7 protein-coding genes are annotated in these 10,088 nt (G+C 37.7%); 4 read left to right on the forward strand and 3 right to left on the reverse strand.

The genetic code is table 11. From position 1 onward, the window contains the following. Positions 1 to 240 precede the first annotated feature (240 nt). The 3 genes from MW688_RS16660 to MW688_RS16670 all read left to right on the forward strand — a co-directional run bounded on the left by MW688_RS16660 (position 241) and on the right by MW688_RS16670 (position 3,890). A complete protein-coding gene (locus MW688_RS16660) occupies positions 241 to 483 on the forward strand; it encodes a DUF4327 family protein (protein WP_486737139.1) in 243 nt (80 codons plus the stop codon). Between the two features lie 457 nt (positions 484 to 940). Next, a complete protein-coding gene (locus tag MW688_RS16665; RefSeq protein WP_486737140.1) occupies positions 941 to 1,456 on the forward strand; it encodes a hypothetical protein in 516 nt (171 codons plus the stop codon). Position 1,457: 1 nt separating this feature from the next. Then, complete coding sequence (locus MW688_RS16670; protein WP_486737141.1) at positions 1,458 to 3,890, forward strand: glycosyltransferase family 39 protein; 2,433 nt, start codon at positions 1,458 to 1,460, stop codon at positions 3,888 to 3,890. Positions 3,891 to 4,167: 277 nt separating this feature from the next. On the opposite strand, the gene MW688_RS16675 is transcribed toward MW688_RS16670, so the two are convergent. Then, entirely contained in the window at positions 4,168 to 5,451 is a 1,284-nt protein-coding gene (locus MW688_RS16675; RefSeq protein WP_486737142.1) for a glycosyltransferase, read from the reverse strand. An 8-nt stretch (positions 5,452 to 5,459) separates the two neighbouring features. Further along, entirely contained in the window at positions 5,460 to 6,530 is a 1,071-nt protein-coding gene (locus tag MW688_RS16680; RefSeq protein ID WP_486737143.1) for a glycosyltransferase family protein, read from the reverse strand. A 345-nt stretch (positions 6,531 to 6,875) separates the two neighbouring features. Here MW688_RS16680 and glcD point away from each other — a divergent pair, with 345 nt between their 5' ends. Continuing rightward, positions 6,876 to 8,363, forward strand: a complete 1,488-nt coding sequence (gene glcD / locus MW688_RS16685; protein ID WP_486737144.1) for a glycolate oxidase subunit GlcD — start codon at positions 6,876 to 6,878, stop codon at positions 8,361 to 8,363. Between the two features lie 7 nt (positions 8,364 to 8,370). Here the strand turns inward: glcD and cas6 are convergent, their stop codons facing one another. Next, a complete protein-coding gene (gene cas6 / locus MW688_RS16690; protein ID WP_486737145.1) occupies positions 8,371 to 9,471 on the reverse strand; it encodes a CRISPR-associated endoribonuclease Cas6 in 1,101 nt (366 codons plus the stop codon). Positions 9,472 to 10,088: the final 617 nt, after the last annotated feature.

Here is a 10,088-nt window from a genome sequence, read left to right on the forward strand (position 1 = left end):
GGCTTGCGCCCATCCCCAGGCTTGCGCCCATCCCCAGGCTTGCTGAGATAGGAATAACTTTAACTAATCTTTAAAGTTAAAGAAAATCTTAATAATTTCTCGAAAACCTTACTTAGGGCATATTTTACAAAATTCTGGAAAAATGTATTTATAGTTACAGCAAAAATAGACTTTTTTTCTAAAGTCTTTTGCACTATGATAGATGAAAGAGGAAATTTATCCTGGATTTGGTGATTTAATATGAGTATAAATACATTACAGCTTCCTTCCAAACTAGACTATACTATTGAAATGATTCGTGATGAAGTGCGCGAACTATTAAACAAAGGTACCGTTAGCCGTCATCAACCAATTTATATCCTTTGCCAATACATACCTCCCCGTGAATGGGTTTGTGTAGAGTTTGAATTAGAAAAGTGTGATTATCTCTTAAGAGATAACATTGGTGACTTAATACCAGCAGAAGACTGGGACAACGACTAATTATTTAATCATCACTTAATCATCAATCATTGGGTGCTTTTTAACGACTAGTAGTTTAAAAAACTACTTGTTGAACCCAAATTAGTCCTAAACCTGAGTAAGTAACAGCATTAAATCAAAACAACAAGAAGTTATGACTAGTAGAGTCTACTTAAAAACACAAAAATTTTTCAGACTGAGGAGGGTAAATTGATTGACTCTCCTTTTTAGTTGAATTTAGTAATAGTTTGATATAAGACTAAGCTTTTTGAGGGAAAATCAGCGATCGCTCCCTTGATTTTTCTGACTCATTGAATATAATTATAAAAGTGATTTTTCCTTTAAACCAGTAGTCATAGATACCCTAGAAACAAAAAAGTAATTAGGCTGATGATCACAAGGTTGGAGGAATAACTAAAAACTATATTAACATGACAGTTGTTAGATAACTAACAACAATAAATTTATACTATAAATTATGCAAAAACCATTTATTCGTAATATTGTTTTAATTATTGCTAGTTGTTTGATGGTGGTTACTCTCAACAGTTGTACTAAACTGATAGTGAATGATTACCAAGCAACAGCAGAAACTACTATAACTTGGAGAGTAAAATACTATATAGGAGATGCGAGTAAACAATACCGCTGGGAGGAATTTAGTTCTAACTCCCTAATAAATGTTAATGGAGAAAGACCAGCGGAAGCTTATGGGGAAGCTGACGACAAAGGGTTATGGTGGCCATCAATTCCTCCTGAACCGAGTTTGGATGAAATCGAAGCTAGACAAAAAACTGGAGAACAACACGACCCACCAGAAAGACTACGAGAAGTAGATTATGCTATAAGCTATGACCAAGGCGGTAGTTATGCCAGGTTACCTACTAACTATAGCGTTTATCGTCAAGCAGTGAAAGCTTATGAATCAGGACAGTCAATTAAATTAATTCTCAGACTCGATGAGAATTATGTAGAAAAAATAGAACCAATTTAAGGTGAAGGGAAAAAAGATAGTAATAGTACTTCTACTGATATGGGTAGTAGGTATAGGGATAGATAGCCTGTGGTTTAGTTTAGATCATAGTATACCTGCTTGGGATCAAGCGGACTATCTCAATGGCGCGATTAATTACTATGAAGCCTTAGAAAAGCCATTGTGGCTGAGGGGTGATTGGTGGAGAGATTTATGGTTACTATCAAGTAAAATACCACCATTGACTTACTTACTAACAGTACCATTCCTGAAAATATGGGGAACTTCCGCAGATGCTGCTACTCTAGTAATGTTGCCCCTGAGTGGGATTTTGATTGTTAGTGTATATAGTTTGGGAAGACTATTATTTTTCCCGGCGGTAGGCATAGTAGCAGCAATTATCTGTCAACTTTTACCAGGTTTATATCGCTATCGTCTCGATTATCTCCTGGATTTTCCCTTGACAGTAGTAGTAACAGTAAGTTTTACTCTGTTGAGTTTTTGGCGTGTGAAAGGGAATTATTTTTGGGCGATCTCCTGGGGAATTTCCTTCGGATGCGCCTTACTAGTGAAGCAGCCTTCTTTGTTTTTTCTGTTTATTCCCTACGTGTGGCTATTAGCTGAAAGTTTAATTAAGAGAAAATGGTCACACTTATTGCAGCTATTGCTAGGATGGGGAATCGGTGTGTTAGTCTGTTTTCCCTGGTATCGGACTAATTGGCTACTAATATTGACATCAGGAAAACGCGCTACTATCGATTCGGCGATCGCTGAAGGAGATCCGGCTTTAAACACTCTTGCTGCCTGGACTTATTATGGCCGCATTTTACCCTATTTGGTTTCTTGGATACTATTATTAATCCCTATTCTTGGCTTAGTTATTTACTGGTGGCGTCAACCACAACCAAAGCGTCAAAGTCAGCAACCAGGCATTATCTGGCTAGTAGTTTTCTGTTTGGGAGGTTATCTCCTCTCTTCTGTTAATATCAACAAGGATCCTCGTTATATCCTACCGATGTTGCCAGGTTTATCGATTTTACTAGCTTTAGGTTTATTGGTTTGGAAAGGAAGATTTGGTTACTATCTACGGGGAGTAACTTTAGCTATGGGTTTTTTGTTGATGTTATTGAATCTATATCCCCTGGGATTGGTATCTTTGAGAAATATTCTCAGTCCGGGAATAGAACATTATGCCTATTTGGGAGAAAAATGGCCCTTAATTGAGGTGATTGACCAAATTAATCAAACATCTCCTTACTTACATTCTACTCTAGGGGTATTGCCTTCTACTAGTAAACTCAATCAACATAATTTTACCTTCTATGGGTCCCAATTAGAGTTTCCCGTAACCGGAAGACAGGTGGGAGTTAGAGAAAAGGAAGTCAAACAAGATGCAGCATCTCTTGATTGGTTTGTGACTAAAAGCGGCGATCAAGGTTCCATTCCTGAGTCACAACCAATGATAGTAGATATAGTAGAGAATGACCCGGCTTTTGATTTAGTGAAGAGTTGGACACTTCCCGATTCTAGTATGTTAAAACTCTATCATCGTCAACCACCAAGTTTATTAGTTAAAAAGTCTACTAATCGCGATCGCCTAGTTGCCTTAGATAGGGTTATGATTCCTGAGAGTTCTCCTCCCGGTATATCTATCCCCATCACCTATCAGTGGTCAGGTTCTGCTCAACAGTTACAAGATGGTATAGTACTCTTAACCTGGTCAAATAGCGAGGGTAAGGGTTGGATTCACGATCATGGTATTGCTATGGGAAGACTCACTTTAGGTAAAGACAGTGAGAATTTAACCGTAGTTGAAAATATAGCTATGTTTCCTGATTCTCAACTACCTTCTGGAGAATATACCCTCAAAGCTACTTATCTTAACCGTCGGACTTTAGAAACCTATCCAATTGTAACTCCAAAAGTTACTATCAATCTCTCTCCGGCAGCAGAAGTGATTCCCGCGCCAGAATTAGATTTAATCACCCAACTACGTTTAGCCGCGCCGGATTTAGCCTTGGGTATTGAGGGTTTAGACCCGATTTTTGCGATTACAGCTCGTATTAATCAGTATGACCCCAATCAAGATTATCTCAAACAGGCAGAAATCGCCTTTAGTCATCGCTTAGTTACAAATGATAACCCGATGAATTCTCTAGATTTGGGCTATAGTTTAGCTTTAGCTGCGGTATTGCAACAGGATGTGTCTGCGGCAATTAGGGGAATTGAACAGGTAATTGAGTTAAATCCCGAGAATGCTTATAATTATGCCTATTTAGCCTTTGTGTATCTCTATGATTGGCGACCAGGGTTAGCTAATCAAGCTATAGAAAAGGCTATATCTCTTAATTCGGATATTCCTGAGTTTTATGCCTTGCGGGGTATCTCCTCTCTCTTGCGGGGGAATTTAATTCAAACTTGGCGAGATTGGTTAGTAGTTAAGCCTAGCTTATAGGAATTCGCCATTCCGAAATACCCCAGTTAAAACGAGGTTCGTAGTTGGACTTTAGTCCATCTTGCCTACATCCTCAGATTATCAAAAACTAAACCTATAGGTTCGGATTACGCCTTGGTCTGTTCCGGGAGCCATTCCTACTCCTTCTACTTCTAAGACCATTTCTAGAGATTCAGTGGGTAAATTAAATGGCGGTTTATCTAAATATACACCGGAGTTGTTTTTAGCCCTAGTTCTTCCCCCATTTTGAATATTTTTTTCATGTTTGTTTTTGCCTTTAGTTAAAATTTGTCAGTATTTTAATATACTCCTGCGCCACTTGTTGCCACTGCCAATGACTAAAACGCTGCTTAATTTCTGTTAGAGAGAGTTTAGATACAGGTTGATTAATCATGGTTTCCATTAATTCTGCTAAAGCATCGGCATCTTGTTTAGGAAAAAACCAGACGCGATCGCTACATTGATACATAGCTACTTGTTCATGAAATACATCTAATTCACTAGCAATCACTGGTAAGCCTCTGGTTACTGCTTCTGATAACCCTAAGCCAAAACCTTCGTAAATAGAAGGGATAATTACACAGGAACTTTGTTTAAAACATGCTTCAACGTCTTTAGAACTACAGTATCCCATTCCTTGGCAGTATTGACTAATTATCTTCTCATTTTCTTGATATAGAAGCGTGAATTTAGAGATATAGTCACTGTATTCTTGAGATTTTTGCTGTTTTGAGAGACTAAAATCTCCTTTGATGAGTTTATCTGTTTCCTTCCCTGTCAAAATTATTTTAAATTTTAACTGTTTCTTAGCCAATTTTACCATAGCTTGAAAAAGAGTTAAATGGTCTTTGAACAAACCGAAAGAAGAGGGAAAATAAAAGATAAACTCTTGACTTTGTCTTTGACTTTGTTGTAAACAATGATGGTCTTCACTTTCATAGTAACCCGAAAGAATTATAGACTTTATTTTGGCCTCGAATCCAGGAAAATTAGTAATAATTTCTTGTCTAGTGTTTTCAGAAATAGTAAAAATTAAATCGGCTTTTTTTAACCAATCTAATAAAAATTTATCATATATATCAATATAGTCTTGGGGATAAGTTAGGGGAGCACATTTCCAATACAAATCATAGGAAATCATAGCTAGGGGAATTTTAATCTTCGGTACGGTTATTTTATTAGCAATCATATACAAGCAGTGAGTTGCTTGATATTTATCAATTAGATAATTAAGTTTATCATTATAGTTAATTTTGTTAATTATTGTATTGATGTTTGCTTCTACTCCAGGAAGTTTTAGTTGGCTATTGATTTTCAAGATTTTATTGAAAAACCCGATTAATCGTAAGCGCTTCATGTCTTTTATATCACCCCAACCAAAATTTTCATAGATAATCTTGTTAGATTGAGGTAATTTAGGAGAAAAATAATTGATTGTTCGAGGAGAACCAACTATAATAACTTGAGTTACCTGTTGACTCAACTGAGTAATTAAAGCAATAATAACTCTTTCGACTCCACCATATACATAATAAGGAATAGGAATAATTAACTTAATCATCAATTTACTTATTTAAATTTTTCTGCCCAAACTTTAGCAATATTATCCCAGGTTTCTAAGCGAACATTTAGCTGGAATTGTTGCCGATAATCAGCTAGTAATTGGGGATTTTTTAATAATTCAATAACTTTGTTAGCTACGGCTTCTTGGGTAGCTGGCGCCTCTGGTTTTCCCGGCACTTTAACACAGTAACTTTTTTCTGAAAATACCGCAAAATCCGTTGTCACTGGTACACATCCTACCATAGCTGATTCTCGTATGGAGATACAGTCAATTTCTTCGTATGTACAAGCATAATAGTGAATACTAGCTTGAGATTTAGCTAAAATTAACTGGTCTTGACCTACTTTACCATGTTCAACTATACCAGGTTGCTGCATCAACGTTAACATTTTTTCTCGCCAAACGGCTTTTATGTCCGATAATTCTAGTTTGACGAAACCATAGTAAATATGTAATTCAGCTTCAGGAATAGCTTGTTTAATTAGGGGCCAACCATAGGTTAACATGGAATCTAAACCGCGATAGTATCTAGAAGCATAAATAAGTCTATAGGGATATTTATTTTGAGTGTTTAAGGCAGCGATGCTTTTATCAATACCGTTGGTAACAATGACAAACTTATTATCTTCAATAAAGGGCATTAACTGTCTTTGGAATTGAGATTTAGCAAAAATCAGGTCAAATTTTTTTAGTTTAGCTTCTGGGAAGACTCTAGCGCTGCCTAGAATATCGTGCCAGTCTAAACAGATTTTTCTCCCTTGGATGGGTAAGGGTAATAGATAGGGATGTTGAAAGATAATAAAAATATCAAATTTATCGTAAGGGTTGAATTGATAGTAGTCAACATATTCTACACCATCATAATTACCTGCCTTACCGTTACAGGTACTGTATACTGTGACTTGATAACCTAATTTTACCCAGTTTTGACACAATTTAATTACAGCCGTGTAGCTACCACTAGCGCCAGTTTTGAGACTTTCTGGAGTTAATGGTTCTTTCCTGTTACCGATATAGTAGACAATAGAACCTTTTGGCCAGGTTTTAGCCTTGAGTTGGCGAGTGATACTGAGCAATTTAGGGACACGTTTATTTAAAATTGTCCTAATCTTCGACTTAAGCATTATCAATGTTTAGTTATCAAGTAGTTATAGCGTTTTTCAGTCTACTGAGGTACAGAGGTTAAGGTATTGAGGAAGGGACAGCGGAGGGAAGAGAGCGCCGTTTTCCGGCACACAGGGTAGCGCACCGACCACCTTTGACGAGAAACGAGAAGGAATAAAAGATGTACATAATGAGTATGGGAATTGCTATATAAGTTTTTCTCAGGAATTAACTTGCGTATCTCATTATACTGAAGATTAGCTATATTAGAATAGGATCCTCAACTAACTCACTATAAAAAAATAATTATCAAAATAATGATTTTACAAAATTTATTTAAACCCAACAGCAACAAATGGCAACCAATAATTAAAAAATTAGAGAAAATCCTGGGCCAAGATGGAGTAGTAAAGCGCAAAGATGAGTTAATTACCTACGAATGTGATGGCATAACTAGTTATAGTCAGCGGCCTAGTCTAGTAGTGCTGCCAAAAACTACAGAAGAAGTAGCTAGAGTAGTGAAACTCTGTGCCGAGGAAAATATTCCCTGGGTAGCAAGGGGTGCAGGCACAGGTTTATCAGGGGGTGCCCTTCCTGTTGAGGATGGTATTGTCATTGTGACGGCACGCATGAAACAAGTATTGAAAATAGATTTAGAAAATCAATATGTGGTTGTGCAACCAGGAGTAATTAATAATTGGGTAACTCAGGCAGTAAGTGGGGCAGGATTTTACTACGCGCCAGACCCTTCGAGTCAAATTATCTGTTCTATTGGCGGTAATGTGGCAGAAAATTCTGGAGGAGTCCATTGTCTTAAGTATGGAGTGACAACCAATCACGTATTAGGATTAAAACTAGTAACTCCCGATGGGGAAATCGCCGATGTGGGTGGAGTCGTACCAGAAATGCCCGGCTATGACTTAACGGGTTTATTTGTAGGTTCAGAAGGTACTCTGGGTATTGCTACAGAAATTACCCTGAAGATTCTTAAAACTCCAGAATCTATCTGTGTTTTACTGGCAGATTTTACCAGTATAGAAGCGGCAGGTGGTGCCGTCGCTGATATTATCAGTAGTGGCATTATTCCTGCTGGTATGGAAATGATGGATAATTTGAGTATCAATGCTGTAGAGGATGTGGTGGCTACTGGTTGTTATCCTCGGGATGCTGGGGCTGTGCTTCTTGTAGAACTTGATGGGCTACAAGTAGAGGTTAGTGAGAATAAAGAGAAAGTAGGGGCAATTTGTCGTAAAAATGGGGCTAGAAATATTACTAGTGCCAGTGATGCCCAAACGCGGCTTAAACTCTGGAAAGGACGTAAAGCGGCCTTTGCTGCCGCAGGACATATTAGTCCTAATTATTTTGTTCAAGATGGTGTGATTCCCCGCACTCAATTAGTAAGGGTATTGAGTGAGATTAATGCCTTAAGTGAGAAGTTTGGCTATTCTATTGCTAATGTCTTCCACGCCGGAGATGGTAATCTTCATCCTTTGATTCTTTATAATCATAAGATACCAGGGGCTTGGGAAGAAGTAGAAGCATTGGGTGGAGAAATACTCAAACTCTGTGTAGAAGCTGGAGGAAGTATATCTGGTGAACACGGTATTGGCGCTGATAAAAGCTGCTATATGAGTCAAATGTTTACTGAGGTTGATTTAGAAACTATGCAGTATGTCAGGGAAGTTTTTAATCCCCAAGGCTTGGCTAATCCGGGTAAGTTATTCCCCACTCCTCGCACCTGTGGAGAAGCGGCGATGAGTCAACAGGGAAGTAAATATCAAAGTCAGGGGGTTGATTTATATTAAGTAGGAGTCACAGGAATTGGGAATTCCTGTGACTGTCTCTCGCTTGTTGGCGAGCGAGTTTAGCATAAGTTTTCACAGTTTCATAGGGCATATTTAAATCAGAGGAAATCTCCCCTAAAGATTCTCCAGTTTCTCTACGGGCTAAAATAACTGCTAGTTTTTGAGCCATATTCTTAGCTCTATTTCCTCCCTTGTGTTGGCGTTTAGCGAGAAATATAGCTTCTAACTCTTCAATTCTTTGGTGTAGCAACCTATCCTTAGTTATAGTGGCAATAATTGGAGGGATAATCCAGCCTGAAACTGTCTCACCCAAACCAAAGGGTGTTTTGTGACCAGTTCCACAGTAGGGAGCCAAATCTGACAAAGCATAAAATAATTGAGTGTATTCTGAGTTTTTCCTTGCAGATTTATCTAAGCCCAATTCAATAGCACCAGTAAATCCCGTTACTGAACCTGCTTTAGCTACTTGAACTTTTTGAGAAGCAATCTGATGACGTAGAATTATCACTGATTCTTCAATCCAATTTAAAAAAGCGGTTTCTTCAAAGGTTTGAGAGGAAAAACAGTTCCACCTTCTTAGATAACTGTGAAATAAATTCATTGGCACTGGTAGAGGAAAATGATGTCCTTTGCGCTTAAAACTTGTGGGAGTGAGAAAGCTTAATTGGATAGTTTCATGTTTATGACCAGCATTTTCCCAAAGTTGACTATAAGTAGTTGGTTGTAAATTAATTTGACAGTCAATTATTTTTAATTGCCAATTGTATATGCTAATTATTTCTGGTAGTTTCTGCATCCATTTTCCTAACCAAGCTACTAGAGGACCTGAAAGACCGCTGATTTTGAGATAATAGTGATTGTCAGATTTTAGCTGAGACTTGTCAGCTTCTGTGTCTAATTCTCCTTTGAGTTCACTGATGGTAAAAGCTTTTTCTTTTTGATCATCATGTAAAATCTGGGACAAACCAGGGGAAGTCTGACGCACTTGATCTAAAAACCAGGCATGAAGTGCTACTTGATTTTGTTTTTTAAGATAGTAGTCAGACTTTGGTATTAGTACTAAATTTATTCCGATAATTTCTGGATTTGTATTAACATTGGTTGCCATTTGAATTATATTCTAATTATGGTCAGGGATTGATTTTTTTCAGTTTAACTAGTAGCTCTTCTATGACTATAGCAAAGTATATTTTGTGGCGATCGCCTTTTACTCAGATCTTGCATCTTTATCAAAAGTTACTGGTGGTGGTTGAGTAATGAGTCTTGAAGTAATGAGTAATGAGTTAAAGAGTTAATGCTCAAAGCTTAAAAATTGGTTGACCTTTGCCAGATCTTAGGCGAAAGAGAAATCAACTTTTTCTGAGGTTAATTTAGTACATAAGTTCTGGTGCAAGATATGAGTTTATAGCAATTCTCATACTGGTGAGGTACAGAGGTTATCCTTTTGAGGCAAGAGAGGCAAGAGAGGCAAGAGAGTTAGGTACAACCTCATGATATCAAGTTCGGGTGAATACTTACGATAAAAATAAGGTGAGGCAAGAGAGGCAGAAGGGAAGGAAGAAGGTATGAAGTTAGAACTTTATCATAACTATACCAATGAGCGTTGTACTGTTAACAATATTTATATTTACAGATCCCCCCAACCCCCCGCAAACTCGGGGGGCTTTATCAGGAACTCACCAAATCCTTGTATAGCTCCGGGAGAGGGGGAGCAGGGGAGCTCCG

The organism is Johannesbaptistia floridana (assembly GCF_057440575.1).